The sequence below is a fragment of the Planomonospora sp. ID91781 genome (assembly GCF_015711595.1).
GTDB lineage: Bacteria > Actinomycetota > Actinomycetes > Streptosporangiales > Streptosporangiaceae > Planomonospora > Planomonospora parontospora.
The window spans coordinates 1,084,539-1,111,483 of record NZ_JABTEY010000001.1; the positions used below are offsets into that span (position 1 = coordinate 1,084,539).

Annotated in this window: 31 protein-coding genes and 1 tRNA gene; 13 read left to right on the forward strand and 19 right to left on the reverse strand. The window is 71.2% G+C overall.

The genetic code is table 11. From position 1 onward, the window contains the following. The first annotated feature begins 167 nt into the window (after nt 1–167). Nucleotides 168–1,022 carry a helix-turn-helix transcriptional regulator gene (locus tag HS048_RS05035; RefSeq protein ID WP_230880734.1) on the forward strand — a complete coding sequence of 285 codons (855 nt, stop codon included), beginning with the start codon at nt 168–170 and terminating at the stop codon, nt 1,020–1,022. A 112-nt stretch (nt 1,023–1,134) separates the two neighbouring features. Here the strand turns inward: HS048_RS05035 and HS048_RS05040 are convergent, their stop codons facing one another. The 4 genes from HS048_RS05040 to HS048_RS05055 all read right to left on the reverse strand — a co-directional run bounded on the left by HS048_RS05040 (nt 1,135) and on the right by HS048_RS05055 (nt 3,614). After that, nucleotides 1,135–1,572 carry a GNAT family N-acetyltransferase gene (locus tag HS048_RS05040; RefSeq protein WP_196466294.1) on the reverse strand — a complete coding sequence of 146 codons (438 nt, stop codon included), beginning with the start codon at nt 1,570–1,572 and terminating at the stop codon, nt 1,135–1,137. Between the two features lie 125 nt (nt 1,573–1,697). Beyond that, the gene (locus tag HS048_RS05045; protein ID WP_196466295.1) at nt 1,698–2,447 is read right to left on the reverse strand and encodes an SDR family NAD(P)-dependent oxidoreductase; all 750 of its coding nucleotides are present in this window, start codon (nt 2,445–2,447) and stop codon (nt 1,698–1,700) included. A gap of 59 nt (nt 2,448–2,506) precedes the next feature. Beyond that, nucleotides 2,507–2,923, reverse strand: coding sequence for a MarR family winged helix-turn-helix transcriptional regulator (locus HS048_RS05050; protein ID WP_196466296.1), 417 nt, complete (start codon nt 2,921–2,923; stop codon nt 2,507–2,509). A gap of 40 nt (nt 2,924–2,963) precedes the next feature. Continuing rightward, nucleotides 2,964–3,614, reverse strand: coding sequence for a hypothetical protein (locus tag HS048_RS05055; RefSeq protein WP_068897871.1), 651 nt, complete (start codon nt 3,612–3,614; stop codon nt 2,964–2,966). A 111-nt stretch (nt 3,615–3,725) separates the two neighbouring features. On the opposite strand from HS048_RS05055, the gene HS048_RS05060 reads away from it, so the two are divergent. After that, nucleotides 3,726–3,983 carry a hypothetical protein gene (locus HS048_RS05060; RefSeq protein ID WP_196466297.1) on the forward strand — a complete coding sequence of 86 codons (258 nt, stop codon included), beginning with the start codon at nt 3,726–3,728 and terminating at the stop codon, nt 3,981–3,983. Between the two features lie 302 nt (nt 3,984–4,285). Here HS048_RS05060 and HS048_RS05065 read toward each other — a convergent pair whose 3' ends face one another. After that, the gene (locus tag HS048_RS05065; RefSeq protein ID WP_196466298.1) at nt 4,286–5,524 is read right to left on the reverse strand and encodes an esterase-like activity of phytase family protein; all 1,239 of its coding nucleotides are present in this window, start codon (nt 5,522–5,524) and stop codon (nt 4,286–4,288) included. 342 nt (nt 5,525–5,866) lie between these two features. Here HS048_RS05065 and HS048_RS05070 point away from each other — a divergent pair, with 342 nt between their 5' ends. Continuing rightward, a complete protein-coding gene (locus HS048_RS05070; protein WP_196466299.1) occupies nt 5,867–6,343 on the forward strand; it encodes a MaoC family dehydratase in 477 nt (158 codons plus the stop codon). A gap of 31 nt (nt 6,344–6,374) precedes the next feature. Here HS048_RS05070 and HS048_RS05075 read toward each other — a convergent pair whose 3' ends face one another. Together HS048_RS05075 and HS048_RS05080 are read right to left on the reverse strand one after the other, a co-directional pair. Beyond that, entirely contained in the window at nt 6,375–7,010 is a 636-nt protein-coding gene (locus HS048_RS05075; protein ID WP_068897873.1) for a response regulator transcription factor, read from the reverse strand. Continuing rightward, nucleotides 7,007–8,200, reverse strand: coding sequence for a sensor histidine kinase (locus tag HS048_RS05080; protein WP_230880735.1), 1,194 nt, complete (start codon nt 8,198–8,200; stop codon nt 7,007–7,009). The genes HS048_RS05075 and HS048_RS05080 overlap by 4 nt, the downstream gene beginning before the upstream one ends. Nucleotides 8,201–8,331: 131 nt before the next feature. Between HS048_RS05080 and HS048_RS05085 the strand changes: the two genes are divergently transcribed. Next, nucleotides 8,332–8,880, forward strand: a complete 549-nt coding sequence (locus HS048_RS05085) for a hypothetical protein (RefSeq protein ID WP_068897874.1) — start codon at nt 8,332–8,334, stop codon at nt 8,878–8,880. A gap of 127 nt (nt 8,881–9,007) precedes the next feature. On the opposite strand, the gene HS048_RS05090 is transcribed toward HS048_RS05085, so the two are convergent. Further along, nucleotides 9,008–9,274 (reverse strand): hypothetical protein, encoded by a 267-nt coding sequence (locus HS048_RS05090; RefSeq protein WP_068897875.1) that lies wholly within the window; start codon nt 9,272–9,274, stop codon nt 9,008–9,010. Between the two features lie 133 nt (nt 9,275–9,407). Here HS048_RS05090 and HS048_RS05095 point away from each other — a divergent pair, with 133 nt between their 5' ends. The 4 genes from HS048_RS05095 (at nt 9,408) to HS048_RS05110 (ending at nt 12,109) form a co-directional block, all read left to right on the forward strand. Beyond that, nucleotides 9,408–10,040: a hypothetical protein gene (locus tag HS048_RS05095; protein ID WP_196466300.1), complete on the forward strand. Its 633-nt coding sequence runs from the start codon at nt 9,408–9,410 to the stop codon at nt 10,038–10,040. Between the two features lie 145 nt (nt 10,041–10,185). Continuing rightward, nucleotides 10,186–10,258 (forward strand) — tRNA-Arg (locus HS048_RS05100). A 525-nt stretch (nt 10,259–10,783) separates the two neighbouring features. Then, nucleotides 10,784–11,371 carry a M48 family metalloprotease gene (locus HS048_RS05105; RefSeq protein WP_196466301.1) on the forward strand — a complete coding sequence of 196 codons (588 nt, stop codon included), beginning with the start codon at nt 10,784–10,786 and terminating at the stop codon, nt 11,369–11,371. A gap of 477 nt (nt 11,372–11,848) precedes the next feature. Then, nucleotides 11,849–12,109 (forward strand): hypothetical protein, encoded by a 261-nt coding sequence (locus tag HS048_RS05110; protein ID WP_196466302.1) that lies wholly within the window; start codon nt 11,849–11,851, stop codon nt 12,107–12,109. Nucleotides 12,110–12,471: 362 nt separating this feature from the next. Here the strand turns inward: HS048_RS05110 and HS048_RS05115 are convergent, their stop codons facing one another. Beyond that, complete coding sequence (locus HS048_RS05115) at nt 12,472–12,936, reverse strand: MarR family winged helix-turn-helix transcriptional regulator (protein ID WP_230880736.1); 465 nt, start codon at nt 12,934–12,936, stop codon at nt 12,472–12,474. A 30-nt stretch (nt 12,937–12,966) separates the two neighbouring features. Between HS048_RS05115 and HS048_RS05120 the strand changes: the two genes are divergently transcribed. Further along, nucleotides 12,967–14,073 (forward strand): bifunctional NAD(P)H-dependent oxidoreductase/GNAT family N-acetyltransferase, encoded by a 1,107-nt coding sequence (locus tag HS048_RS05120; protein WP_196466303.1) that lies wholly within the window; start codon nt 12,967–12,969, stop codon nt 14,071–14,073. A 426-nt stretch (nt 14,074–14,499) separates the two neighbouring features. Beyond that, a complete protein-coding gene (locus HS048_RS05125; RefSeq protein WP_196466304.1) occupies nt 14,500–14,886 on the forward strand; it encodes a hypothetical protein in 387 nt (128 codons plus the stop codon). A gap of 408 nt (nt 14,887–15,294) precedes the next feature. Here the strand turns inward: HS048_RS05125 and HS048_RS05130 are convergent, their stop codons facing one another. From HS048_RS05130 to HS048_RS05175, 10 genes are all read right to left on the reverse strand, one after another. Next, nucleotides 15,295–15,825 (reverse strand): SMI1/KNR4 family protein, encoded by a 531-nt coding sequence (locus tag HS048_RS05130; RefSeq protein WP_196466305.1) that lies wholly within the window; start codon nt 15,823–15,825, stop codon nt 15,295–15,297. 177 nt (nt 15,826–16,002) lie between these two features. Then, nucleotides 16,003–16,191 (reverse strand): hypothetical protein, encoded by a 189-nt coding sequence (locus tag HS048_RS05135; protein ID WP_196466306.1) that lies wholly within the window; start codon nt 16,189–16,191, stop codon nt 16,003–16,005. Nucleotides 16,192–16,427: 236 nt separating this feature from the next. Further along, nucleotides 16,428–17,246: a MerR family transcriptional regulator gene (locus HS048_RS05140; RefSeq protein ID WP_196466307.1), complete on the reverse strand. Its 819-nt coding sequence runs from the start codon at nt 17,244–17,246 to the stop codon at nt 16,428–16,430. 226 nt (nt 17,247–17,472) lie between these two features. Continuing rightward, a complete protein-coding gene (locus tag HS048_RS05145) occupies nt 17,473–19,443 on the reverse strand; it encodes a cellulase family glycosylhydrolase (protein WP_230880737.1) in 1,971 nt (656 codons plus the stop codon). Nucleotides 19,444–19,489: 46 nt separating this feature from the next. Next, complete coding sequence (locus HS048_RS05150) at nt 19,490–20,980, reverse strand: MFS transporter (RefSeq protein ID WP_196466308.1); 1,491 nt, start codon at nt 20,978–20,980, stop codon at nt 19,490–19,492. 85 nt (nt 20,981–21,065) lie between these two features. Further along, nucleotides 21,066–21,554, reverse strand: a complete 489-nt coding sequence (locus HS048_RS05155) for a MarR family winged helix-turn-helix transcriptional regulator (RefSeq protein WP_196466309.1) — start codon at nt 21,552–21,554, stop codon at nt 21,066–21,068. Nucleotides 21,555–21,602: 48 nt separating this feature from the next. Next, nucleotides 21,603–21,815, reverse strand: coding sequence for a hypothetical protein (locus HS048_RS05160; protein WP_196466310.1), 213 nt, complete (start codon nt 21,813–21,815; stop codon nt 21,603–21,605). Between the two features lie 221 nt (nt 21,816–22,036). Then, nucleotides 22,037–22,804 carry a DUF4386 domain-containing protein gene (locus tag HS048_RS05165; RefSeq protein ID WP_196466311.1) on the reverse strand — a complete coding sequence of 256 codons (768 nt, stop codon included), beginning with the start codon at nt 22,802–22,804 and terminating at the stop codon, nt 22,037–22,039. Nucleotides 22,805–22,891: 87 nt separating this feature from the next. Beyond that, the gene (locus HS048_RS05170) at nt 22,892–23,116 is read right to left on the reverse strand and encodes a helix-turn-helix transcriptional regulator (RefSeq protein WP_068897897.1); all 225 of its coding nucleotides are present in this window, start codon (nt 23,114–23,116) and stop codon (nt 22,892–22,894) included. Continuing rightward, nucleotides 23,109–23,579: a hypothetical protein gene (locus HS048_RS05175; RefSeq protein ID WP_196466312.1), complete on the reverse strand. Its 471-nt coding sequence runs from the start codon at nt 23,577–23,579 to the stop codon at nt 23,109–23,111. The genes HS048_RS05170 and HS048_RS05175 overlap by 8 nt, the downstream gene beginning before the upstream one ends. 233 nt (nt 23,580–23,812) lie before the next feature. Between HS048_RS05175 and HS048_RS05180 the strand changes: the two genes are divergently transcribed. The 3 genes from HS048_RS05180 to HS048_RS05190 all read left to right on the forward strand — a co-directional run bounded on the left by HS048_RS05180 (nt 23,813) and on the right by HS048_RS05190 (nt 26,892). Next, nucleotides 23,813–24,754, forward strand: a complete 942-nt coding sequence (locus HS048_RS05180; protein ID WP_196466313.1) for an oxidoreductase — start codon at nt 23,813–23,815, stop codon at nt 24,752–24,754. 137 nt (nt 24,755–24,891) lie between these two features. Further along, on the forward strand, nt 24,892–25,518 hold the full coding sequence (locus HS048_RS05185) for a TetR/AcrR family transcriptional regulator (protein WP_084008457.1): 627 nt from the start codon (nt 24,892–24,894) through the stop codon (nt 25,516–25,518). A 177-nt stretch (nt 25,519–25,695) separates the two neighbouring features. Continuing rightward, nucleotides 25,696–26,892, forward strand: a complete 1,197-nt coding sequence (locus HS048_RS05190; RefSeq protein ID WP_196466314.1) for an acyltransferase — start codon at nt 25,696–25,698, stop codon at nt 26,890–26,892. The last annotated feature ends 53 nt before the right edge of the window (nt 26,893–26,945 follow it).

Below are 26,945 nucleotides of genomic sequence, written 5' to 3' on the forward strand. Positions count from 1 at the left end.
CTCGGTTCGGTGCTCGCGGTGCGGAGACGGTAGAGGGCCGCTCCGCACCCGGAGCACCGGGGACGCCGTAGACACTGCCGCCGGCGTGACGGGCTGAGAAGAGGACCCCCTTTCCGGGGGATCGGCGATCCCTGGCTGAGATCCGATCGGTTTGGGATGATCTCGGTATGTCCATGAACCGCCGGGAGCTCGCCGGGTTCCTGCGCCGCTCCCGCGAGAGGCTGCGACCGGAGGAGGCCGGTCTTCCCGGCGGCCCCAGACGACGCACGCCCGGCCTGCGGCGCGAGGAGGTGGCGCAGCTGGCCGGGATGTCGGTCGACTACTACGTCCGCATGGAGCAGAGCCGCAGCCCGCAGCCGTCGGTGCAGACGCTGGCCGCGCTCACCCGCGCGCTCCGGCTGGACGCCGACGGGAGGGACCACCTCTACCTGCTGGCGGGGCATCGCCCGCCGGCCGGTCGGCATGCGGGCGAGCACGTCCGGCCGGGCCTCCTCCGCCTGCTCGACCGGCTCACCGACACCCCGGCGCAGGTGATCGGGGACCTGGGTGACGTGCTCGCCCAGAACGCGATGGCCCGGGCCCTGCTCGGCGGGGTGTGCACGGTCTCGGAGCACGGCCGCAACCTGGTCTGGCGCTGGTTCACCGACCCCGGGGCGCGCACGCCGTACCCGGCCGACGAGCACGATCACTACGGCCGGGTGCACGTCGCGGACCTGCGCGCGGCCGTCGCCCGCCGGCCGGGCGACCCCGCCGCGGCCCGCCTGGTCCGGCGGCTCGGCGAGGCCAGCGAGGAGTTCCGCGCGCTGTGGGAGCTGCACGAGGTCGCCGTCCGCCGCCGCAGCCGCATGCGGCTCCTCCACCCGCTGGTCGGGCCGGTCGAACTGGACTGCGAGGTCCTGCTCGCCCCGGAGGAGGACCAGCGCCTGGTGGTGTTCACCCCGCCGCCCGGGAGCGCGGACGCCGCCCGGCTCGACCTGCTCCGGGTCGTCGGCGGGGAGCAGTTCGCATCCGCGGACGGATGACGCGCCGTGCCGCACGCCCCGTGCCGCATGCCTCGCACTGCAGTAGAGGCGGACCGAGTAGAGGCCGGTCCAGTAGAGGCCGATCGAATAGAGGCCGCCGGGCAGAGGTCGGTCAGTCGGAGGCGGAGCCGCCATCGGAAGCGGGCAGGCCGTCCAGGGCGGAGCGGCGCAGGCGGCTCATCCCGGGGACGGGGAGCATGCCGAACCGCTCGTAGTACGGCTGGAGCGGGGCCTCGCAGAGCAGGTCGACCGAGTAGAGGTGGTCGGCCGCCTCGAGGATCCGCCGCATCAGCTCCGTGCCGATCCCCCGGCCCTGGTACTCGGGCAGCACCTCCAGCCAGGGGATGTAGGCGGTCAGGACCCCGTCGCTGATCATGTTGACGAAACCGACGACGCGGTCCGTGCCGTCGTCGACCGCGACGACGGCGCGGTGGCTGCCGCGGAGGACCGCCAGATGCTGCTCGGGGGAGGCGGCCCTGGGCCAGCCGACGAAGAAGCCCCGCAGCTGCTCGGCGCGGACGGTGCCGACGGCGTCGGTGTAGCGGATCATGCGCGCATCCTCGCAGCGTTCCACGGGCCGGGCAAAGCGGTTTCGCGGCTCGGCGGGCATCCTGCGTTGTGCGGGTCACACGCCATCCTGCGTTGTGCGGTGACACGCCATCCGGCGTCGTGCGGTCATACGCCTCCGGTCACCGCGATGACCTGGCCGGTGATGCCGGTGTTGGCGGCCGAGCCCAGATAGACGACGGCGTTGGCGACCTCGGCGGCGTCCAGCAGACGGCCGATCGGGGCGCGGGCGCTGTAGTGGTGGCCGACGGCCGCGGCCATCGCCTCGTTGCGGGCGGTCCGGGTGAAGCCCGGCATGACGACGTTGGACAGGATGTCGCCGTCGCGGCCGAGGCTGAAGGCGGCCGAACGGCTGAAGCCGTGCAGTGCGCCCTTGGCCGCCGCGTAGTACTCGCCGCCGATCATGCCCTCGTTGACGACGCCCGAGGAGACGTGGACGAACCGGCCGAAGCCGCGTTCCCGCATACCGGGGGCGACCAGGCGGCTGAGCCGCAGGGCTCCCTCGACGTTGTCCCTGAGCACCTCCACCCACTCGGCGTCGGGCACGTCCTCGAAGGAGGCGTCCGGTCCCGGCGGGCGGTCCCCCCAGCGGACGGCGTTGTTGACCAGCACGTCGATCCCGCCCGTCCGCTCCAGCGCCCCGGCGACCAGTGCCTCCGCCGAGCCGGGGTCGCCGAGGTCGTACGGCAGCGCGATCCCGTTGATCTCCCGGGCGAGCGTCTCCGCCTCGTCGGGGGTGCTCCGGTAGGTGAGGACCACACGGGCTCCCTCGGCCGCATAGCCGCGGGCGATCTCCCGCCCGATGCCACCGGAGGCGCCGGTCACGACGACGGTGCGGTCCTTCAGTCCCAGATCCATCGAAACTCCTTAATCACTTAACTAAATGAGCATGACCTGCCATGGAGGAGGGAGAAGGGTCAGAGCAGGCGCGCGATGGCCTTGCGCTGGGTCGGCGTCAGGCTCGCGAGCCAGGCGGCCTCCGCGTCGTGCCAGACCTCCGTCACCGGCCGCTCCAGCGCGCGCCCGGCGTCGGTCAGCCAGACCCGCTGGATCCGGGCGTCCCCGTCATCGCGGCTCCGTACCACCAGGCCCTGCTTCTCCAGGCCCCGCAGCACCTGCGTGATGTTGGCCGCCGTCACCTTCGTGCGCTCGGCCAGCTCGCCCTGGCACAGTCCGTCCCGGCGCCAGAGCTGGGCGAGGTAGACCTCCTGGCCCAGCCGCAGGCCCAGTCTCTCCAGGCCTGCGGCGATCTGGCGCTTGTGGGAGCCGAGCCGCACGATCAGCGCGTACATCGTGCTGTCCAGCAGCGAGTAGCCGTTCTCCATGTCCCGCATGAATTTAGTTAAGTGTTTAAAGATCGTCAAGCCCGTCCGGTTACGCCCCTCCGGTTTCCTTGAAGGTCGCCGAGACCTGGCGGAGCAGCGGACCGTGGACGTCGCTCCGGCTCGCCAGGGTCCAGGCGACGACCTGGTGGAAGTTCTGCTCGCCCTCCACGAACGTCACCCAGTAGACGATGTCGAGGCCCTGGGTCTTGCCGCGCAGCTCGTACTGACGGGCCGGGGCGCCGTTGACGAAGAGCGACCGGGACTCGCCCAGGACGGGGTCGGTCAGGCTCTCCTGCATCTTGGCGGTGACGGCCTCGGCGTAACCGCCCAGATCGAAGTCGAAGGCGGACTGGTCTTCGCTGATCACCATCAGGTACTGCTCTTTGACCGTGTTGCCCTGCTGGATCCCGGCGCTGTCCAGGAGCGCCAGCTTCTTCCAGTCGTTCGGGACGGTGATCTCACTTTTGCCGTCGGTGGCCTTGACGAGCCGCCCGCCGGAGGCCGGAACGGTCGGTTCGTCCGGGGACGAAGTCTGCGAGGGCTCCTCGGTCGGGTCCGCCTGCGGTGTGGCCGTGGCGGACGGCGCGGACGAAGGGGCGCTGGACGTCGCGCCCGAGGCGGTCCGGGTGGCGGCCGGGTCGTCGGGGAGCAGGGCGAACACCACCGCCAGGACGACGAGGACCACGACGGCCCCGCCCACGGTCCAGGGCCAGAGCGCCTTGCGCCTGGGCGGCCCGGCCGGCGGCGGAGGCCAGCCGCCGGGAACCGCCTGCTGCCCGTAGGCAGGAGCCTGCTGGCCGTAGAAGGGCTGTTGCCCCTGGGGCGCGTACGGCGGTTGCTGTCCCTGGCCGTAGGAGGGCTGCTGGTCGTGGGGACTGTAGGGGGGCTGCTGTCCCTGGGGCGCGTACGGCGGTTGCTGTCCCTGGCCGTGGGAGGGCTGCTGGTCGTGGGGCGCGTACGGCGGTTGCTGTCCCTGGGGTCCGCCGTACGGGGGCTGCTGCCAGGGGTCCGCGGGAGACTGTCCGGACCCGGCAGGGGGCTGCTGGCCGTGCGGGTCCTGGGGAGATGATGGAGGCCACATGAGCGTCAGCGTTCCCTTTGTCGGTTTCCGGTGCTTCCCCGAAGGATAAGCGCCTCCGGCTTCAGGATGGTCCCGATAGGGGAACAACGGGTCTCGCCTGGCGGACTCCACCACCCGGTCACCGGGACGGAAGGCCCCGTGCCTGCTCCCGCCGTTCCCGTTCCCGCCGCTGCCGTTCTCCCGCCGCTGCCGTTCTCCCGCCGGAACGACGGGAGAACGGCAGCGGCGGGAGGGTGGACCGGCGGGCGGCGTCCCGGCACGGGGAGGACCGCGCCCGCCGGTGGGGTGCCTCAGCGGTGGACGCGCGGGTCGGCGTCGAGGGAGCGCGACAGCCGTACGGTGATGAACTCGTTGTCGTCGGGCCTGCCCGGGGTGCGGCCCGAGGAGAACGGGAAGTTGTTGTCGTCCAGGATGCCCAGGGTCCGGTCGTCGAGGATCACCACGTCCTCGATCGTCTGGAACGGGAACCGGAAGGTCTCCCCGAAGCCGCCCAGGCGGCGCGGGTTCGCCAGGTCGAGCAGGTCCGCGACGAGGGTCTTGCCCAGGCCGTGCTTCCGCAGGTCGATCAGATAGATCTTCTTGGTCTTCGCCGCGTCACCCTGGAGGTTGTCCCGCTCGATGACCAGGAACCGGTGCCGGTCCACCGCGATCATGTCGCCGATGGCGTGGTCGGCGCCGTCCAGGGTGTAGGTCCAGCGCTTACCGGTGTAGGCCCGTCTGCGCAGGTCGAACTCGTTGATCCGCAGGGTCCCGGCCGGGTCGCCGGCCACCGTACCCTCCAGCAGGGGGTAGAGCGTGCGCCCGTCGACCGAGCGGGCCATGCCCTCGAAGCCCTTGCTCCGGCCCAGGTCGGGCTCCGCGCCCTCCAGGGACGGGTTCTCCGGCGCCTTGACGCCGGGCAGCGGGACCGGCGCCTCCAGCAGCCGGCCGGAGGACGAGACGTGCAGCAGGAACGGGCCGAACTCGTCGCCGATCCAGTAGGTGCCGTCGGAGGTCCGCACGATCGACTCCACGTCGAAGTCGGCGCCGGTCAGTTTCCGGTCCGCCCGGGTCAGCGGCCAGGTCACGTGGCCGTCCGGGTCGCTCAGGTCGAACCCGCCCAGCACCCGGACCGTGCCCCGCCGGAAGTCCGGCTTGATGCGGTGCACGCGCAGCAGGAAGTCGGCGCTGTTGGCCTGGGAGCCGTAGCCGTTGTCGGACAGCGCGTCGAAGGTGCCGTCGTGCCGCCGCACGATGCCGCTGAAGCCCTGCACCGGCTGCCCGGTGAACGGCGGGGTGACGCCGTTGACCGGTGCGGTGCCGAGCCGGGCGCCGGACGCCTCGCTGCCCGGCACGAACGTCAGCGCGGGCAGCACGGCGAAACCGGTCAGGGTGGCGCGGCCGAACCCGCCGTGCCCGCCGGAACCGCCGTGTCCGCCGTGCTCGTGCCCGTGCGCCGCCGCGTCGGCACCGGGGTCGGCCGACGCCGGGGCGGTGAGGGCGAGGGAGAGCGCGGCTGCGCCGAGCGCGGTGGCAAAACGTCGTTTCATGGCGGGAACGCTAGGAGCCGGGGATGAAGCGCCGGACAACGCCGGATGTCCGTTCGCAAGCCGTACCCGAATGTCGTGCAACAGAACGCGGCTCCGGCACGTCCCTGGTTCTGTGGAGTTCGCAGATTTCGTCGCCGCACTGCTCGGCATCTCCCGGGGCACGGTGCGCAGAGGGCGGCGAGAGCGTGCGGACGTGCCGTACGGATCGGCCCGAGGGCCCGGCGGGGGCGTCGGCGCATCCGGAGGCAGGGGTGTTCTGCTCGACGACCCAGAAGGGCGGCGGCAAGACGCTCACGGTCCTGAACCTTCTCGCGGTGCCGAAGACCGAATAAAGTTCCGGACATGAGGATCTTCTCGAACATCCAGGAACTCAAGGCCGCCGTCGGCGAGCACCTCGGCCACACGGAGTGGCGGACGGTGACCCAGGAGCAGGTGAACCTGTTCGCCGACGCCACCGGTGACCACCAGTGGATCCACGTCGACGTCGAGGCCGCGGCCAAGGGCCCGTTCGGCGGGACCATCGCCCACGGCTACCTGAGCCTGTCGCTGCTGCCGTCGTTCATGATGGAGCTGTTCCGGGTGGACGGTCTGGCCATGGGCATCAACTACGGCCTCGACAAGGTCCGCTTCCCCTCGCCGGTCCCGGTGGGCGCGCGGGTGCGGTGCGGCGCGGAGCTCGTCGACCTCAAGGGCACGCCCTCGGGCTACCTGTCGAAGATCAAGATGACGGTCGAGGTCGAGGACCGGCCCAGGCCCGCCTGCGTCGCCGAGACGCTCTCCCTGTACGTGCCCGCCGAGGAGGCGACTGGGGACGCCTGAGGGGCGGGCGCTCCGGCGTGCATCCGGCGATTCAGGACTCCTCCGCGAGCTCCTGGGCGAGGATCGCGGCCTGGACGCGGCTGCGGAGGCCCAGCTTGTTCAGCAACCGGCTGACGTGGGTCTTCGTGGTCGCCTCCGCCATGTCCAGCTCCCGGGCGATCTCCGCGTTCGACAGACCCCGCCCGATGCACGCCAGCACCTCGCGCTCGCGCGGGGTCAGGCTCTCGACCTCCCGGGGGCCCCGCCGGGGGGCGGACGACCGGAACTCCGAGATCAGCCGCCGGGTGACCGAGGGCGAGATGAGCCCGTCGCCCCGGGCCACCACCCGGACGGCCTCCACCAGGGCGTCGGCGTCGGTGTTCTTGAGCAGGAAGCCGGCGGCCCCCGCGCGCAGCGCCCCGAAGACGTACTCGTCGACGTCGAAGGTGGTCAGGATCAGCACGTCGGCGATCCCGCTCAGCTCGCGCGTGGCAGAGATCCCGTCCAGCTTCGGCATCCGGACGTCCATCAGCACGACGTCCGGCCTGAGCGCCGTGGCCATGGCCACGGCCTGCTCACCGTCCGCGGCCTCGCCGACGACCTCGATGTCGCCGTGGCCGCCGAGGATGAGGACGATCCCGGTGCGCACCGCCGCGTGATCGTCGGCGACCAGGACGCGGATGGTCATGGATGCTCCTCGCGGGAAGGGGAGGCGGTCGCGTCCACGGACGGTGGAACGGCGGGGCCGGGAGGCGCGGTCAGGGTGGGGAGCACGGCCCGCACCCGCCAGCCGTCGCCGTGCGGGCCGGCGTCCACCCGGCCGCCGACGAGCGCGGCGCGCTCCCGCATGCCGATGAGGCCCGCTCCGGCGCCGGGCAGGCCGGGCCCGGTCCCGTCGACCGGGTTGTCCACGGTCAGCACGACCTCCTCCGGCCGGTAGCCGATCACCGCCTCGGCCGTTCTGCCGCCGTGCTTGAGCGCGTTGGTCAGCGACTCCTGGACGATCCGGTAACCGGCGAGGTCCACCGCGGCGGGCAGTTCACGGGCTTCGCCGTCCACGCGCAGCCGTACGTCCAGCCCCGCCTCGCGTGCCCGCTCCGCCAGCCGGTCGGCCTCGGCCACCCGGAGCCGGACGGCCTCGGTCTCCTCGCCCTCCTGCCGGAGCAGCCCGATCATGGAACGCATCTCGGTCATCCCCTGGACGCTGTTCTCCCGTACGGACTCCAGCACCTGCCGTACGACCGCCGGGTCCAGATCCCTGCGCGAGAGCACCGCCGTGGACTGGATGGCGATCGCGCTGAAGTGGTTGGCGATCATGTCGTGCAGCTCCCGCGCCATCCGGGCCCGCTCGGCCTGCACCGCCGTCTTCCGGTCCAGCTCGGCCAGGCGTGCGACCTGCTCGGCCCGGATCCGCTCGGACGCCGCCTGGTCCTCGTGCTGCCTGATGACCAGCGCGGTGATGACGGGGGTGACCCCGACGAGGCCGGCCTGGACCAGCGCGACGGCGAAGAGCGCCAGGTCCCGGGCGATGAACCCGGCCGCCGCGCCGCCGACGACGGCGATGACCGAGGTGATGCCGAGCATCCACCGGCCCAGCGGCCGCGGGCCGTACCGGACCGCGGCGTAGAGGTTGTCCGTGACGATCAGCACGGTGCCCAGGGACGGTCCCATGGCGACGTCCGCGACGAACGCCACCACCCCGAGCCCGAGCGCGAGCAGCGGCCGGGTCCGCCGTACGGCGACGCCGAGGCAGGTGACCAGGAGCGGTCCGACGAACCACTGCACCGGGATCCCGCGGTCCACGTAGGATCCCGCGGCGAGCAGGACGAGGCCGACCGCGAGGCACAGCACGGCCCCCAGCACGTCGTCCCGTCTCATGTGCTCCATCCCATCACTCCGGAGCGGCTGCTCCGTCCGGCTCCGGTACGACCGGCCGTACACACAAGGATGTAGGCGGATTCGTCAGCGGCGACGATGACCCGGCCGACCGGCCGGGTGATGCTGGAAACATGGTTCTGGCAGTGATCATCGCGTGTGAGGTCGGCTTCTGGGTCCTTCTCGCCCTGGGGCTGGCCTTCCGCTATCTGTGGGGCATGCGGCGGCTGAGCGCGGTCCTGCTCCTGTGCGTGCCGCTGCTCGATGTGGTCCTGCTGGTCACCGCCGTGATCGACATGCGCGGCGGGGCACAGGGGAGCTGGCATCACGGCCTGGCCGCGGCCTATCTCGCCTACTCCGTCGTCTTCGGCCACCGGACGCTGAAGTGGGCCGACGCGAGGTTCGCGCACCGCTTCGCGGGAGGCCCGGAGCCGGAGCGGCCTCCGGCGGGCGGAACGGCCCGGATGCGCTACGAGTGGGTCATGTGGATCAGGATCGCCGTCGCCTACGGCCTCGGCTGCGCCGTGCTGTACGGACTGATCCTGATGGTCGGCGACCCCTCCCGGACGGCCGCCTTGAACGAGTTCATGATCGGGGCGTCGAAGGTGCCGCTGATCGCCCTGCTCTGGCCGCTGAGCTACACGCTGTTCCCGAAGAAGGTGCCGGACGGCTCCCAGGTGTGACCTCCGGGACGCCGGACCCCGTGCCCGCCGCGTGCGTCGCGGGCACGGGGTCCCGGAGCTCTCCCCGTTTCCATCGTGTGCGCGGCCTCCCGGTCCTGCCGGGGGTTCGGGTGCGGGTGCCCACCGCTCAGTTCCCCCGTGCGTACGCCAGGATCGCGAACACCAGGCCGGCCAGGGAGATCAGCGCGGCGAGCGAGGGAAGCGGCCAGCGGGCCCGCTCCAGCGCCCGGATGCGGAGCTCGTGGTCGTTGACGTCCTCGGCCACCGACGCCATCTTCGCGTCGACGTGGTCGATCTTCGCGGTCTGGCGGTGGACCTTCCCGCCGAGGGACTTGAGCTCGTCGTAGACCTCACGAACTCCGATCATTATGGAACCGAGGTGGTCGGCGCGCATCGGGACTCCTTGGGGCAGGTCGGGACAGTTACAATGGATTATCTGCCGCTAGTTGCCTTCTGTTACGGGTTTTCTCTGTATTGTTTCCTTTGACCTGCCATTACCTGTCTTGTATAAAGAAGAGGTGCCATCCATGGATGAGCGCGAGACGCCTCGGCGGCGTCTGGCGCGCCTGATGACCGAGCGGCGGGACGAGCTCGGCCTCTACTGGAACGACGTCGCGGAGCGGGCGGGGCTCACCAAGGAGGGACTGAGGTCGGTCAGAGGCGGTGCCGGCACGATGCGCCCTCCCACCAAACGCGGCATCGAGGCGGCGCTTCGGTGGGCACGGGGCAGCGTGGACCGGATCCTCGAAGGCGGCGCGCCCGTCGCTCTGGAGGAGGAGACGGCTGCGCGCGCGGCCGTGTCCCCGGCGCCTCCGGCGCCCCCGGCCGACCCGGCGGCCGGCTCGCCCTCCGCTCCCCGCAACGCGGCGTCGGGAGCATCCGGAGCGTCCGGGGCCGGCATCGACGCCGCGGTGCTCCGTTCCCAGCTCGGCGCCCTCAGTGAGGCCGGCCGCCGTACCGGCCGGACCCTCGGGGACATGCTCGTCGAGGGCGGATACGTCTCCCCCCTGGAGCTCGCCCTCACGCCGCGCCGCCCCGATCCCGTGGTCGAAGAACTCGAGGGCGACCCCGACCTCCCCGACGAGGTGAAGCAGCGGATGCTGGAGGGCTACCGCGCCCTCCGGCAGGAGATCGCCGAATCCCTGCGCAAGCCGGACTGAGGAGCCGCGGGGCGAGGGTCCGAACGGGACGGCGATCCGGGCGCCGTGCACCCGCAGCGGGTGATCAATTATTGGCTCAAGCACCTCCATGGGGTCTGGTAGAGTTCTCTCTGTCGCCGACCACCTCGGGTGGACGGGCAGGCAAGCGGCCGTAGCTCAATGGATAGAGCATCTGACTACGGATCAGAAGGTTAGGGGTTCGAGTCCTCTCGGCCGCGCAGAACGAAAGCCCAGATCATCAGTCGATGACCTGGGCTTTCTTGCGTCCTGGATCAGTTGCCGGTGTCCGGCTGTCGTCCGTTGACGACTGGTTGATCGTGCCGAATGCATGCCGAAGAGTGGGAAGCGGGGCATTGCTGAGGGGGGCACCGGTGGGCTTCCTCGTAGCGTGGAGATCGAACCGCCCCCCATCGGGGATCTCCACGTCCATCAGGCCCAACCGGATCCACCGGTTGTCGTAGACCAGCCGTTCCCCGTGCACGATCGATCGCGGCTGCTCTTCGTTGGTAGTGACCCCGTGAAGTTACCGGCCGAGGTCGTCGGCGTACACGGTCACGGGCAGAGAGCCATCGTGGATGTTCGTCCGTTTGATGCTTCACGGACTGACATCGAATGTGCCTACTGGTGCATTTGCTCCTTAAGATGCCCTTTGGGTTAGATCTGGGTGGGTTTCTAAGCAGCGGCACGAGACACCATGTGGATAGGCCCGCTTGTCGTATGCCCACTCACCCGAGGCGGAGCCAGTGGAGTCGTACAAGATCGATCGGCTGCGCGTCGTGGTGGATGCGCTGACTGCACGGGCGGGCCTCAACCTGGACTTGTCCATCACTGTGGATGCCGTGAGATGGGCCGCGGCATTCGATGTAAAAGGGGTATGGCGCCGCTCCCCGACGACTCTCATCGTTCACGAAGAGATCGCCGAGCAGTGGCCAGAGGACGCGCTCGCCGGTCTGGTCGCCCATCAGCTCGGCTATGTCGCGCTCGGGTACATCCACGACGGGTTCATTCTGCATGCCGCCAGGCTCGTTCTCCCCGGGGCAGCCGCGGTAGTGGCCGCGCGGGGGGCTCTGACCTCCCAGTTCGTGATGCTGATGGTTGCAATCGGCTTGTTCCTAGGAGAGCGGTTCGTGTCGTGGGTGCTGCGCCGAAGGGTGTACGCGGCGGACCGGTTCGCGGTCGATCTGGTTGGGTCAGCCCCTGTGCGCTCCATGCTGCAACTCCTTGATGCGGCCGGAGGCGTACAAGGGGTGATCATCCGGCACATGGCGTCGAACACCCACCCTACGTATGAGCAACGCCTCCGCGCCCGGCCGGTTCGAAGCCGTGCATAAGCAGACGATTAAAAAAGGGATTCGCAGAACCGCTCCCAAGCGTGCCGCAAGCGAATCCCCTCCTTGACGCGAAGCGCAACGGTATCCATCACTCGCGAACAGTCATCACAGACCATTGCCGAATCGTTCTTACAGAGATCGAGGCGGCAACGCAGCGCGCCGCCGTACCCCGGCCCTCCGCCGCCCGTCGTCCGGGCGTGCGGCCTGGGGGCCGGTCCCGGCCTGCGGCGCCCCGGGCCGTCGCCGTACCGCGCACCCGCCGTAGCTGACCAACGCGCCGACCTCAGCGCCGCGCGGCGAAGATCTGACTCCACCCGGGTTCGGCATCACCTCCCAGCAGGGTGTCCAGCCGCCGATACCCACGGGCTAACCAATGTGCAGCGTCATTGACGAACCCCTGCCAGTCTCCGGCGAGGGCGCTCCGGCTCCGGGATGATCAGGCGGGCGGAGTGCGCGGCGCGAAGCCGCGTGCTCTCTATGCTGCGGTACAGCGCCGCGATCAGAGAAAGGCTGGAGATGTCCGATCGAAGCACTTGGACCATGCGCCACTTCTCTCAAGCCAACCCGAAAGGGCCGGAACAAGGAGACGTGCCGGCGCTCCTTCGCAGCATCGCAGACGCCATCGAGGAACTGGGCGACGTCGAAATCTACGATCTGATCCTGCACAACGAGATAACCGAGGACGGCCACTTGCCGAGCATCACCGTGTACTTCGACTACCCGAATCACGACGCCTGACCTGGAGTTCGGTTCTGGCCGCCGTGCCATTGGCGTGCCATTAGCCTCGGTCTTTCACGATCTTCGTGTGGTCGGCTGAAGTGTTCGGCTACGGCGTGTTTCCGCGACCTGGACAGCGCAATCACCCGGCTGTCGCGCCGGGTGGGCGGGGTTCCACTGACCCGTCGGATCCTTCCTGCTCGTGGCGGACACCGATTTTCCGCTGGTCAGGTCGGCGCAGACAGGATCTGCAGGCGGGTGATGGCCGTGATGATCTGTATCGCCCAGTGCCAGCGCGCGGCGAGGCGCAACCGGGATACGTCAGCGACTCCACAGGACCCGGGGCAGACCACACAGCTCCATGAAACCCGGTGCGGTTCAGTTCATGTGGGTTCCTCCAGTTTGCGGGCGATCCTTTCCAGGGCGGACAGGTCTGCGGACGAGAGCCGGTCTATGACGTGGCGGCGGACCGATTCGAGGTGGGCGGGGGCGGCGTCCTCGAGCGTTCGCAGGCCGTGCTCGGTGAGGACGAGATAGCAGCCTCGCCCGTCGTCGGGGTCGGGCTCGCGGCGCACGAGACCGCGGGTCTCCATGCGGGTGGCGTGCCGCGACAGGCGGCTGCGCGACCAGCCCATCTTGGCGGCCTGCTCGCCCAATGTGCTGGCGCGGCCCGGACGCTCGGAAAGCGTGCTGAGCACCTCGTAGTCGGGTTCGGACAGGCCGACCGCGGCCAGGTCGTGCGCCGTGCGCGACTGGATCGCGATCATCATGCGGCGCAGGGCGCGCCAGGCGCGCTCCTCGTCCGCGTCGAGCCAGCGCACCGTCTCGGGAGACCATCTCTTTGACATGTAAACAAGTTACCAGCTATGTTCATTTCCATGTCAACGAAACCCGTTCGCGTCCTCGTCCTCGTGTGCAGCACCCGTCCCGGTGCCCTCGGCCCTGCGGTGGGCCGGTGGCTGATCGACACGATCGCTCCGCGGGCCACGGAACTGGGGGTGGAACTCCTGCCGGTGACCCTCGGCGACCTCGCCCTGCCCTTCCTCGACGAGGAGGAAGAGCCGGCTTCCGGTGTCTACCGGCACGAGCACACCAAGCGGTGGAGCGCGATGGTGGACGCGGCGGACGGCTTCATCGCGGTCACCCCCGAGTACAACTACGGCATGCCCGCGGCCTTCAAGAACGCCCTCGACTACCTGGGCCGGGAATGGGCGTGGAAGCCGATGGGTTTCGTCAGCTACGGCAACACCTCGGCGGGCACTCGGTCGGTCCAGCACGCCAAGCAGGTGGTGACCACGCTGCGGCTGGTACCGCTGGGCGCCACGGTCGCCCTGCGCATCGCCGACACGGTCGATCACGGGCGGCTCCGCCCGGACGCCGCCCGCGAGCAGGCCGCCGTCGGGGTCCTGGACGAGCTCGTTCGCCTCGCCCACGCTCTGCGGCCGATGCGCGAGCGGGCCCGCTCCGGTTCCGGGGAGGTGCCGGTGCCGGGGGCGTACGTCAGGCCGCTGACCCCGGACGACGCCGCGGAGGTTCTGGTGCTCCAGCGTTGCTGCTGGGTGGAAGAGGCGCTGGCCAATGACACCCTGGCCATCCCCGCCCTGGAGGAGTCGCTGGAGCAGGTACGTGCATGGCTGGCCACCTGGCAGACCACGGGCCTGTGGCGGGACGGCCGGCTCCTGGGCATGGTGCGCACGCTCCGCGTGGACGACGACTGGCATGTGGGCCGCCTCGGCGTCGTCCCCGACCTGCGCGGCCGGGGCGTGGGGCGCTGGCTGCTGGGCCAGGCCGAAGCCGCGGTCGACGCCGGCTGCCGCCGCATCGTGCTGTCCACCGGCGCCCGGAGCCAGGGAAACATCCGCCTCTACCACGCCCAGGGTTACCGCACGGAGTCGTCCGGCGGTGCGACGACCTCCCTCACCAAGCCCGTGCCCGCGGATGGCGCCGTCCAGGTTCCTGGCGGAGAACCTGCAGGGGCGAGATGACGAGACCGCGCGCCCGCACCCGCCGCTCTTACGGCCGGGCACGACCATCGCGAGCGCCTGACCGCCACCCGGCAGATCAGGAAGGACGCGACCCGGTCGCCGCCCATCGCCTGGAAAGCCCGCGCGCAACCGACCAGGCCGCCAAAGCCCACGCCCCTGGTCGAAGGAGCCGCAGTGGCCGCTGCGCACGGCACGAGCGTCCGATGGGGTTCATCGGGCGGCTCGGGCTCCCCGGTAGGTCGCCCCGCATGGTCGACGATCAGGGTCTGCTTTGCGGAACTTCGACGGGATTCGTATGGTTTCTCACAATGAACCCTTGATCGCTTCTGTAGTTCGTCTCCGCGCATGTGATCGGTCGGCGCGGACGTTCGTCGGGCTTCCGGTGGTCCCCAAGATGTCCCGTGGCTGAGTCGGAGGATCCATAACATGTCGCCCGCGACGAGAAGCGTCCAAGTCATCATGATGATCCAGGCGGCTTTCGGGCTCATCGGGGGTCTGCTGTCCACCGCCCTCCTCGTCGGGGCGACCATCGAGCCGCGGGATACGGCGTGGACCCTGTATCTCCTCCACGGATCCGGTATCGCGGTTGCGCTCCTGGTCGGCTGGCTGGCGAGCCGGTGGCGTCACCGTCGGCGGAAGGTGTGGATCGCTGCGCTCGCGGCCGAGGGCTTCCTGACGCTCGGATACCTTCTGATTCTCATCATCGACTCTGATCTCAGTGTTCGAACCCTGCTCAACCCGAACCTGCTTCTGCCGGGAGCCGCGCTCCTGCTGCTCCTTCTTCCCTCGATGAGATCCTGGTTCGAGCGCTGACCCGGCTACATGCAGGTTGGGGTTGAAGGTCCCCTCGGGGCGTGAGGAGGCCTTCGAGGTGTCGATGCAGTTGAAGGAGGAGATCATTCCGTCCGGGCGTTGAGCGAGCCGGTCGAGGGCAGGACGGATCTCCGGGCCGGGAGCTGCACGTGGACATCCGTGATCATCGGAGTCTGCGAACGCCACGGGACGCGCATCGCGGCACTAGGCCGAACGCCGAACGCCGAACGTGGCCAGGAGCGAGGTGCGGGTGCGCCGGGTGTCAAGGAGCCCGGGGACGCGACCGGTCCCCTGCCCCTGCCGGCCGACCGCCTCTTGTACGTCCCGCGGCTGTACCGCGGCGCGCATCGCCGTCATCGCCTCCGTCATCGGGAGCCGGGATCCGGCGAGCGCTGTGCGGCCGCGTCGTCACAACCGGGCAGGAGTCAGGCACTCGATGTCCGCTGCCGCGCGATCGGCGAACGGCCGGCTCAGTTTGCGCAGCCGGGGAAGGGCCTCACCGAGGGAGGCGCCGAGCCGGTGGAGCGAGTCGAGCCGGAGGCTGCAGTAGACGTCGAACTCGCCGGCGGCCCGGTGCCGGGTGTCCCACAGCAGGGCGTCACCGTTCTCGCTGAACGCGAACACGACGAGGCCGTCGATCATCGACCAGTCGCCGTCCGGCTCGATCTTCCAGTCGAACTCCTCGGTGCGCGCCTCGGCGTAGGTCTGCCGGAACGATTCGGTCAGCCGGGAGGCCCGACGCTGCCAGCCGTCCGCGAAACCGTCCGACGCCGGCGGGTAGACGAGCCAGAGGCCGAACAGACGTGAGAACCCGGCCCGGGAGACGTACTCGCGGTAGGAGGCCGGGAACCCCTCACCGTCGGCGAAGCGATGCCCGGCCAGCAGGTCCTGCGCGACCGCGCCGAGCGCGGGGACACCGGTCATCGACAGCTCGTGCATGCGGCCTGAGCCTGGCCGCCCACGGCTCGCGATGTCAACAGCGGGCTCCGGACACGAGGACGGCAACCCGGGCGACGGGGCGGATCTCGCCTGACCTCACCTGACGCGGAGCCAGGCCGTTCCGGTCCGTCGAGCGCCACGGGATCTCTCCTGGCAGCCGGGGACGGCGCGTCACCGTCAGGTGCGCGAAATCCTGGCGGCCACCGACATGCCGAAGACCAGGCACAGAGCCGTCTCCACCCCGCTCCGACGGAGGCCTCCAGGCCAGAGCGGGTCGGGCAGCAGCAGCGGAGTCACGATCATGACGGCGACGACCCAGAGGGCTGTTCCTCCCAGCGCGAGCAGCCCGCGCGGCGTCAGGAACACCCGAAGCCCGGAGGCCGGGTTCCGCGGCCGTCCACGGACGTTCCCGGGACGCGGGACGGAACGGCGGATCCTTTGGGGAGCACGGCTCATCCCTGTCTCCGATCTCACGCAGCAGACGCACAACGGCCCGCCGTCCCTCCATGATCCCAGCCGTGTCGCCGCAGGGACAGTCCCGCGGTGCCACGCCACCGGTGCCAGGCGCAGGGCCCGGACCCGCGCAGGCCGGGCCGGAGGTCTCACGGGTGCCGCGTGATGGCTTCCTGCAGTTCGGTCACCCAGGTCGCGGGGTCGCCGTCGCCGTACTTGATGTACACCTCGCGGGCGAGGCCGGAGCTGTGGTGGCCGTTGTCCTCGATCCACCGGGCGAGCCGCTGGAGCGTGCCGTCCACGCCGTCCATGGGGCCGTGGTGGACGACCGCGGCCACCTGCTCGATCGCGGGCAGGTCGACGACGTCGAAGTCGTAGGTTCCGTCCTGCTCCGCGTTCACCGGGGCTCCGGCGTGCACCCGCACGCCTTCCGGGACCTGTTCGTAGTACGCGACCATGGGGCCGGTGACGGCGAGGCCGGCCTCGGCGAGCCGTGTGCACAGCTCCTCGTACAGCGGCTGGATCACCGGGCCGATGCTGTCCGGCTCGTAGCTGTCCGCGATACCGCTCAGCTCGGCGAGGCGGATCACGGGAACACTCTTGACCACGACGTCCATGGGTACGTCGCCCTCCTCTTCGATCATCCGGAGCCTCGCCTCCACTCTGGCCAGCCGCGCCGTGTCCTCGGCCACCCGCGCCTCCAGCTCCGCCAGGCGGAGCCGCAGCATGCCGTGCAACTCCTCCAGGCCGATCTTCTCGTCGAGGATCCGCCCCACCTGCTGGAGGCTGAAGCCGAGATCCTTGAGCGCGATCAGCCGGTTGAGCCGGGACAGCTGCCGTGCCTCGTAGTAGCGGTAGCCGGTGGCCTGGTCGATCCGGGCGGGCCGGAGCAGTCCGGACGCGTCGTAGTGCCGCAGCATGCGTACGGACACCCGGCCGAGACGGGCGAAATCTCCGATGCTGAACATGATGCCTCCGGTCTACGGCCTCACACAGTGTCAGGGTCAACCATGTGGGAAGCGACCGGCTCATGAGCGGAGACCGGGATGCGGGCCGCACAACCGTCGGCGGATGAACCGGCTCGTCCGGAGCGGAGGCGTCCGCGGGCAGGGATGAACCGGCTCGTCCGGAGCGGGCGCGCCGTCCGCGGGCAGGGACGAGCCGGGTCGTCCGGAGCGGGCGCGCCGTCCGCGATCAGGTGGGGAAGCGCTGCTCCTTCCACGCGGCCAGTTCGGCGGCCGCAGCCGCCAGCTGGGCGGGGGTGACGGCGGGGCCGGTGGCCGCGCCGACCACCAGGGCGGCGTGCACGGTGCCCGGTGCCGCGCCGGACGGGCTCAGCAGCAGGCGGTGGGCGGTGGACGAGCCGGTCTCGGTCGCGATCGCCGCCGGTCCGGAGGCGGGCAGGCCCGCGCGGGTGGCCACGTCGCCGACCACGACGGTGGTCGCGGCGGTGAAGGAGGCGGGCAGGTGCAGCTCGGTCGGGGCAACGGGAGCCGCGGCGGGCTCGCGCCAGACCAGGACGCCGAACCGCCGGTCCCTGACCAGCGCGGCGATGTTCGGCATGGAGGACGGTACGGCCAGCCAGGCCCGCTGCTGCCCGGCGCCGCCGTACCCGGACCGGGCGAGGTCCTCGTAGGCGAAGGCCAGCACGTCGCCGGCGACCGCGGAGGGGTAGAGGCGGTCCAGCACCGCCCGGTCCAGCCGGGTCGCCAGGGTGCCCGACGCGTCCGCGGCGACCACGGAGAAGTCCTCGTCGTTCCAGGCGTCGCCCTCGGTCCGCACCTTGGCGGGGTTGCGGTTCATCACCTCGCGGTGCCGGCCGCTGTAGAGGTCCCAGTGCCACTGGGTCGAGGAGAGCACGTCCCCTCCGGCGGCGGGGGTCCGCCACCAGTTCTTCCCGGGGACCCCGGAGTCCATGGCCTGGTACATGGCCCGGACCATCCACGGCGTGCGGTCGCTGCCGTTGCCCGACAGCTTGTGGCCGAACTCCGAGACGAAGGGGGCGGTGGCCAGGGCGCGGGCCCGGTCACGGATCTCGTTCATCGCCGCGCCGTACACCCCGTCGGAGGCCGGCGACGGGTCTATCGTCATGCGGGCGCCGTCGTAGAAGTGGCTGTTGAAGACGTACCGGGTGCCGAGGGCGCCGACCGCGGTGAACCCGCCCTCCTCGAAGAAACCGGTGTTCCAGAAGACCAGGGGTTCGACGAAGGCGGGTTTGCCCGCCCACCCGGCGGCGTCCATGGCGGCGCGGAACCGCTGGTAGAAGGGCATGAGGTAGGTCTTCTCCCACTCCAGGCCGCTCTCGCCCTCAAGGCCGCCGTCGTAGGGCTCGTTGAAGGGGTCGAACCCGATGACGGCGGCGAAGTCCTGCTCCGGCAGCCGCTGCCTGATGTGGGTCATCGCGGCCGTCGCCTGCCGCAGGAAGGCCTCCTGGACGCCGACCTCGCCCTCGGGCGTGCTGATCCGCCGGTCCCGCCAGAAGTCCCGGGCGGCCCGGCGGACGGCCTCGTTGGTCTGCATGTTCTGCCCCCACAGGAAGCAGACGCCGCAGGACTCCTTGGGGTAGCCGCCGGCCTTCACCACCCATTCCGGCGCGCCGTCGCCGGTGTACCAGCTGCCCTGGTCGAACAGCTGGGAGGAGTAGAGGTCCTGGTGGTAGTCGACCAGGACGCGGATCCCTCTGCCGGTGAACGCGCGGATCTGTTCGACCGCCCTGTCGAGGTAGGCGTGGTCGATGGTGGAGGGGGACGGCTGCACGCCCTCCCAGCTGATGAGGAAGCGGATCACGTTCGCGCCGGTGAGGTCGCGCATGGCCTGGGCCGAGCGCGCGGCGTCGGCGGTGCTGCGGAACGGCAGCAGCGAGTTCTCGTACAGCTTGGTGCTGCCGGACACGTTGAACCCGCGCAGCGTCACCTCCCGGCCGTCGCCGTCGCGGAAGACCCGGCTCTGCCGCTTGGTCGCGACGGCCAGCGAGGTCCGGGCCGTGGACGGGGTCGTGGACCGGACCGTGGCGGAGGCCGCGGAGGCCCCGGAGGTCGCGGACGGGCCCGTGGTGGAGGTCGCGGCCGCGGGACCGCCGGTGTTCCCGGCGGTCAGGGTGGACGCCAGCACGACGGCCAGAGCGGAGGCGGCCCGTCGCGTCACGCGGAACGATACTGCTCCCATGAACGGACGATAGAGCCCTGCTCATGTCTTGTCCCTGCACGAGAGACTAGAACCGCGTTCCGTTCTTGTCCGCCGCGTACAGGACACCGCTGCGGGCGGCCGGGTCCGGTGCGGGCTGCCGCAGTACGGCGAGCGCGACGGCGAAGGCGGCCACGAGCAGAGCGGCGGCGGCGCCGAAGGCCAGGTGGTAGCCGCCGGCGAGCGCGGCGGCCTCGCCGGCGCCCGCGGACCGCAGTCCTTCGGTGCGTGAGGCGGCCAGCGTGGACAGCACCGCGACGCCGACCGCCATGCCGATCTGCTGGGTGGTGTTGAACAGCCCGGAGGCCAGGCCCGCGTCGTCGGCGCGGGCGCCGGACATGCCGAGCGCGGTCAGCGCCGGGAGGACCAGGCCGCCACCGGCGATGAGCAGCATCACCGGGAGCAGGTCGGTGGCGTAGTCGGCGTCCACCGGGACGCGGGTCAGCCAGCCCATCGCGCCGAGCAGGAGCAGCAGGCCCGCCAGCAGGACGGACCGCTCCCCGAAGCGGGTGCTGAGCCGGGCGGAGACGAACAGGGACACGCCGCCGATGGACACCGCGGCGGGGAGCATCGCCAGGCCGGTGGCGAGCGCGCCGTACCCGAGGACCTGCTGCATGTAGAGCGCGACGATGATCTGGAAGGCGAACATGGCCGACAGCGTCAGCATCTGGACCAGGTTGGCGCCGGCGACGTTGCGGGAGCGGAGGATCCGCAGCGGCATCAGCGGGGTCGCGGCGGTCGCCTGGCGGACGGTGAAGGCGGCCAGCAGGGCGAGCGAGACCGCGCCGAGGCCGAGGGTGTGCGCGGAGAGCCAGCCGTACCGCTCGATCCCGACCACGGTGTAGATGCCCAGCATCAGCCCGGCGGTGACCAGCACGGCGCCGAGGACGTCGGCGCCGGCGGCGAGCCCGGCCCCGCGCTCGCCCGGCAGCGCCCGGAGCGCCAGCGCGATCGTGGCCAGCCCGATCGGCAGGTTGATCAGGAAGATCCAGTTCCAGCTGAACGCGTCGGTGAGGACCCCGCCCAGGACCTGGCCGATCGAGGCTCCGGCGGCGCTGGCGAAGCTGAGGACGCCGAAGGCCTTCGCGCGCTCCGCGGGTTCGGTGAACAGCGTCACCAGGATGCCCAGCACGACCGCGGAGGACATGGCGCTGCCGACGCCCTGGCCGAACCGGGCGGCGATCAGCATGGCGGGCCCGGTGGCGGCCCCGGCCAGCAGTGACGCGGCGGTGAAGACCGCGGTGCCCGCCAGGAACATGGCCTTGCGGCCGATGAGGTCGCCCAGCCGGCCGGCCAGGAGCAGCAGCCCGCCGAAGGCGATCAGGTACGCGTTGACGGTCCAGCTGAGTCCGGTGGGCGAGAAGCCCAGGTCGCGCTGGATGGCGGGCATCGCCACGGTCACGATGCTGCCGTCCAGGATCGTCATCAGCATCGCGGTGGACAGCACCGCGAGCGCCGCCCGGCGTGATCGGGGTGCGGCGGTGCGGTCCGGCCGAGGGGAAGGTGCGGTGTGCGGCATGGCGGTCTCTCCTGTCCGAGGGAACAGAAGAGACCGTAACAGAATGTTTTGTTGTAGACGATCCTCTAGGGATCTTTTCGTGGGCTCACTTCGTGTTCTGCCGGGCCCGCCGGACCGCCTGCGGCACTTCGGCGGGGACGGCCAGATGCCCTGTCACCAGGCGGTTCATGGCCCGCACGAGCGCCTCGGCCTCGTCCTCGGGCAGGGCGGCCAGGGCGTCCCGGTGCACGCCGTCGACGATCTCCTGACTCCGCCTGGCGACCTCCGCGCCCTTCTCGGTCACCACGATGATCCGGGCCCGCCGGTCCGTGCTGGACGGGCGGCGCTCGGCGAGCCCCGCCTTCTCCAGGGCGTCGACGGTGACCACCATCGTGGTCTTGTCCATGTCGCCGAGCTCGGCGAGCTGGATCTGGGTGCGCTCCTCCTGCAGCGCGTGGACCAGCACGCAGTGCATGCGCGCGGTCAGCCCGATCTCGGCCAGCGCGGCGGCCATCCGGGTCCTCAGGACGTGGCCGGCATGGTCCAGCAGGAACGACAGGTCCGGCTCGGTGCGGGCGGGTGCCATGGCGGTCATGTCCCCACCGTAGCAACCGGTCCCGTTCCGGATGATCGGCAAAGGGCCCTATCGGTAGCCGCCGGCCTCCGGGTCGCAGACCACGTCCTGCCCGTCGGGGTCGTCGCCCGCCGAGTAGCAGGGGTCGAGTCCCGCCTCCCGCGAGAGCAGGTCGCAGAACCGGACGGCCTCCAGCCAGGAGACGTCGGTCACCGGCGTCCGCGGCCCGGCCGGGTTCGCGGGCGCCTCGCCCAGGACGGCGCGGTACAGCTCGCGCGTCACGGGGTACGGCGCCAGCCGGAAGGCCCCGACCTCGGCCTTCAGCCGGTGCTCGTGCCCTCGTCCCGCAGGAGGATCTTCCCGGGGGGGGGGGGGGGGGGGATCGCGACCATGCTCTCGGCGACCGTACGGTGCGGCCTCGGTTCAAGGCTCATCGCGCACCCGACCCAACCCCCGGCCGCTCCGTGCCGACGACCTTCCGGAGCGGCCGTTCGCGAACACGGCTACGCGCGCCCGGTGGCCTTTCCCGCGCCCTCCGCGCTTCCGGTGTTCCCGGTGTTCCCGGTGTTCTCCGCGACCGGCTCGGCCGCCGGTGTTCCGCGGAGGCGTACGCCGACGACGAGCAGGTACAGGATCAGCCCGAACTCCGCGACCGAGGTGGGGACGGCGACGACGTCCCGGACGGCGCCGGGGGCGTCGGGCAGGGCGAAGAGGATCAGCGGGTCGGCGATCCACGTGAAGCCGCCGATGACGAGCAGCACGCCGAGAACCGTGGGGAACATGCTGGAGCGGTAGGCGAGGTAGCCCATGGGCAGCAGCCACAGCCCGAAGAAGACGCCGCCGAGGATGTAGCCGAGGTCGTGCAGGTCGAGCATCAGCAGCGTGAGCGCGCCGCCGGTGCCGGGGGCCGCGGTGTAGGAGGGATCGGTGGCGGCGAGCAGCGCGCCCGCGTGGAAGACGAGGTTCAGCAGGATGAAGCCCGCGCCGACCACCACGAACACCATGAGCGTCACCGCGGCCCGCGCATGGACGTGGTGCAGCAGGCGGTGCAGGACGAGTCCGAGGAGGACGAAGACCGTCGCCATGAGGATGTCGGCGGCCAGGCCCAGGCGGAAGAGCGTCTCGTGGTCGGAGACGTTCGCGGCCGTGGCGGCGGCGTCGCCCCGGACGTGCACGGTGCCGCGCACGTACAGTTCCGCCCACCCACCGAGTACGGCGAGCACCAGGTACAGCAGGCCCGCGATCCGCGCGAGCGTCTTGGGGCTGGTCATGTTCTCTCCTCGTGACGGCCGGTCTCCGGGCATGCCGGACGGAGGCCGCGTGCCGTCGGCACGCGGACCGGGTGGTGATGCGGTCGGCTAGTCCTGGTCTTCGGGGTACTGGAAGACGTCGTCGAGCGGGACCTCGAACGCCCGCGCGATCTGGAACGCCATCTCCAGGGACGGGGAGTAGCGGCCCTGCTCGATGGCGATGACGGTCTGGCGGGTGACGCCGATGCGCCTGGCCAGCTCCGCCTGGGTCATCTCGCCGTGCGCGAACCGCAGGGCGCGGATCCGGTTGGTGACGCGGGTGGGCTTACCCATGGAAGGCCCCGCGGTAGGCGCGGATCTTCGCGACCGATCCCCAGGTCGCTCCGACGGCGCCGATGAGGAACAGCGCGTTGCCGATCCAGAAGTGGTCCACCTCGAGCATCGCGAGCGCGAGCACCGCCGCGGCGCCGAAGGCGGTGATCGCCTGGGCGATGCGGTCGCCGTGGCGTTCGATCTCCTTGTCGCGGACGTCCGACGCGGCCTCGGCGTCTCGGGCGGCGACGGCCAGCACGATCGAGCCGACGACGGTGCCGACGACGGTCGCGCCGACCGCCCACAGCATCGGCACCGCCCACGAGACCTCCGAGGCGGGCCGCTCGAACAGGCGCGGGACGACCACACCGAAGTACGCGAGCGACGTGACGGGCACGAGGATCGCGTACAACCACGTGTTGCGCTCCTCGAAGGTCATCGGGACGCGGTCGTCTCCGGCCTCGGGTGCGGGGTGGCGGTCCATGTCGGAATCCTTTCGCGGTAGGCGCGATCTTAGCGGCGCGGCCGGGGGGCGAACCGGGACCGGGGAGACGATGTAAAGAATCATTGACATCAGCCAATGTATGTCATGTCTGACTTCATGTCTAGTTTTATTTACATTTTCGATGGGACGACGAGGCTTGCCGGGGTGGCCGTACGTCGTTATCGTCATCAGGTGTACGAAACGGTTTCGTACACCTGATGTGGAGGTGGGGCATGGCGCGATGGACCGCTGCGGACATTCCTGATCTGACCGGCCGGAACGCGGTGGTCACCGGGGCCAGTGAGGGGGTGGGTTTCCACACCGCGCTCGAACTGGCCAGGCACGGCGCCCGCGTGGTGCTCGCGAGCCGGGACCGCGGCAGGGGCGAGGCCGCGGCGGCGCGGATCCGCGCCGAGACCGGTGGGGGCGCCGCCGAGTGGCTCGCGCTCGACCTGGGCGACCTCGCCTCGATCGACCGGTTCGCGGCGGGTCTCACCGCCGCGCGCGGCGGGCCTGAAAGGCTCGACCTGCTCGTCAACAACGCCGGGGTGATGGCGCTGCCCCGGCAGACGACCGCCGACGGGTTCGAGCGGCAGTTCGGCGTCAACCACCTGGGGCACTTCGCGCTCACCGGGCTGCTGCTGCCGGAGCTGCTCGCCCGGCCCGGGGCGCGGGTGGTGACCGTGACCAGCGGGCTGCACCGCTCGGGGCGGATGGACTTCGACGACCTGATGGGCGAGCGCCGCTACGGGAAGTTCAGCGCGTACACGCAGTCGAAGCTGGCGAACGTGCTCTTCGCCCTGGAGCTCCACCGGCGCGCCACGGCCGCGGGCACGGACCTGGTCAGCGCCATCGCCCACCCCGGGGTCGCCCGCACCAACCTGGCCCGCACCGGTGACCCCCTGCGGGGACTGCTGGTCACCCTCGCCAAGCTGCCGGCGCAGCCGGCCGCCGCCGGTGCGCTGCCGCAGTTGTACGCCGCGGCCGCCCCCGGCGTCGGCGGTGGGGACTTCTTCGGCCCGGACGGGTTCGCCGAGCGGCGCGGGCACCCCACCAAGGTGCGTCCGGCAGCCCGGGCGCTCGACCGGGACGCGGCCCGCCGGCTCTGGGAGGCGTCCGAGGAGCTGACCGGAGTACGCTTCTCGGCGTTCGACCGGGACGGGGTCCGTCCGTGACCCCGCCCACGGCTCCGTCCGCGGGGCCGTACGGGATCAGCGCACCGGTCCGTACGGGATCCGCGTCCCGGTAGGGCCGGGACGGATCGGACGCGGGTGGGCCGTGGGCGGGCGGATCAAGCGAGGGGGACCCAGGGATGACGGCACGGGAACCGGACCGGGCGCCGGACGGCCGGGGCGCCGTGCGCAATCTCAACCCCGAGCGGGAGCGGGCGATCCTGGACGCCGTCCTGGAGCTGCTGTCGGAGGTCGGCTACGACCGCATGTCCATCGACCAGGTGGCCCGCCGGGCCAGGGCCAGCAAGGCGACCATCTACCGCCGTTGGTCGGGGAAGGCCGAGATGGTCGCCGCGGCCATGCACGGGCTGACGGTGGAGCACCGGCCGCTGCCCGACACCGGGACCCTGCGCGGAGACCTGGCCGCCGGGCTGCCGGTGTTCTGTCGGATCTACGAGCGCAAGCACGCCATCGTGCTCGGCCTGCTCCCGGCGATCCGCGACGACCCGGAGCTCGGGCGGCTGCTCCACGGGCACATGCTGCGGTCCGGCGCGGACGAGGCGGCCGAGTTGCTGGACCGCGCCCGGGCGCGGGGGGAGGTCGGGCCCGAGGCGCGCGTGACGACGCTCGTCGAGGTCACCAAGGCCCTGCTCTGGCACCGGCTGCTGCTGACCGGTGAGCCCCTCGACGAGGATTTCGTCGCCCGCACGGTGGACGAGGTCCTGCTGCCCCTGCTCCAGGCCGGGGTGACGCGGCCGCCGGGGTGACGCGACCGTTCGGCTCGACCGCTCGGGTGACGTGACCGTCGGGGTGCGGCCGGTCGCCGGGCATGACCGCTCGGGTGACGTGACCGTTCGGCTCGACCGCTCGGGTGTCGTGATCGCCGGGGTGCGGTCGGCCGTATGTCGGCACGATCGCTGACATTCGTTACTAAAGTCGGGCGAATGGCCCCCACTCCTCCCCGGCTGGCCTGGTTGGACGCCCTCCGGGGCCCCGCCGCGCTGGCCGTCGCGCTGCACCACGCCGCCTGGACCTTCATCCCGGAGGCCTGGGCCGAGGTGGACCGCAGGATCGACGTCGGCACCTGGGGCGTCTTCGTGTTCTTCATGGTCAGCGGCTACATCATCCCCGCCTCCCTGGAACGGCGCGGCGACCTGCGGGCCTTCTGGGCCGGCCGGGCCTTCCGCCTCCTTCCCCTGCTGCTGGTCGCGCTCGGCCTGGCGCTCCTGCTCGCGTACGGCGGGGCGTTCGCCCTCCATCCGGGCCTGGGACACCGGCCCCTGCCCCTCGTCGTCCTCGGCAACGTGACGATGCTGCAGGAACTGCTCGGCGTTCCCGCCGTCATCGGCGTGATGTGGACGCTCTCCTACGAGATGGCGTTCTACCTGATCGCCGCCGGGCTGTTCACCGTACGGCAGGCGCACCGGTCGGCCGCGGTCGCGATCGGCCTGGCGGCGTCGGCCGTGCCCCTCGGGCTCCTGCTGCCGGGGCCGGTGGTCAGGGGCCGCGCCGACCTGGCCGCCGCGCTCCTCGGCGTCGCGGTGCTCACGGCGGTCGCCGTGTCGGCGCGGGCGGGCGGCCGGGTGCGCACGGCCGCCGCGGTGACGGGCGGCCTCCTCGGCCTGGCGCTGGTGGTCCTGGGCAGCCGGATCGGCGCGTGGCAGGGGCTGACCGTCCTGGCCGCGATGTTCGCGGGTACGGCCGTGCACCGCGCGGAACGGGGCGTGATCCGGTGGCGGACCGCCGTCGCCGCGGTGGCGGCGGTCCTGGCCTGCGGGGCCTTCGCCAAGGACGACCCCGGCTGGGCGCCGGCGATCGTGCTGGCCGCCGCGTTCTTCGGGGGCGCGTTCGCGCTGCGGAACCGGTGGTTCCCCCGCTGGCTCACCCACCTCGGCGTGATCAGCTTCTCCCTCTACCTGCTCCATCCGCTCCTGCTGCGGATGAGTCCGAACCTCCCGCTGTACTTCCTCATCCTGGTGCCGCTCGCGTACCTGACCCACCGCCTGGTCGAGGCCCCGGCCCAGCGCCTCGGCAGGCGGTGGAGCGCCCGTCCGGCGGAACCGGAGGACGTGCGGCGCGGCGATCCCGTGGAGAGCACCGCCGGCGCGCTCCACGGTGAGGGCGCGGGGGGACGTCCGTGACCGGATGAATCGGCCGCGCGAGCCCGGAACACGGTGCGGACCGTCCGGACGGT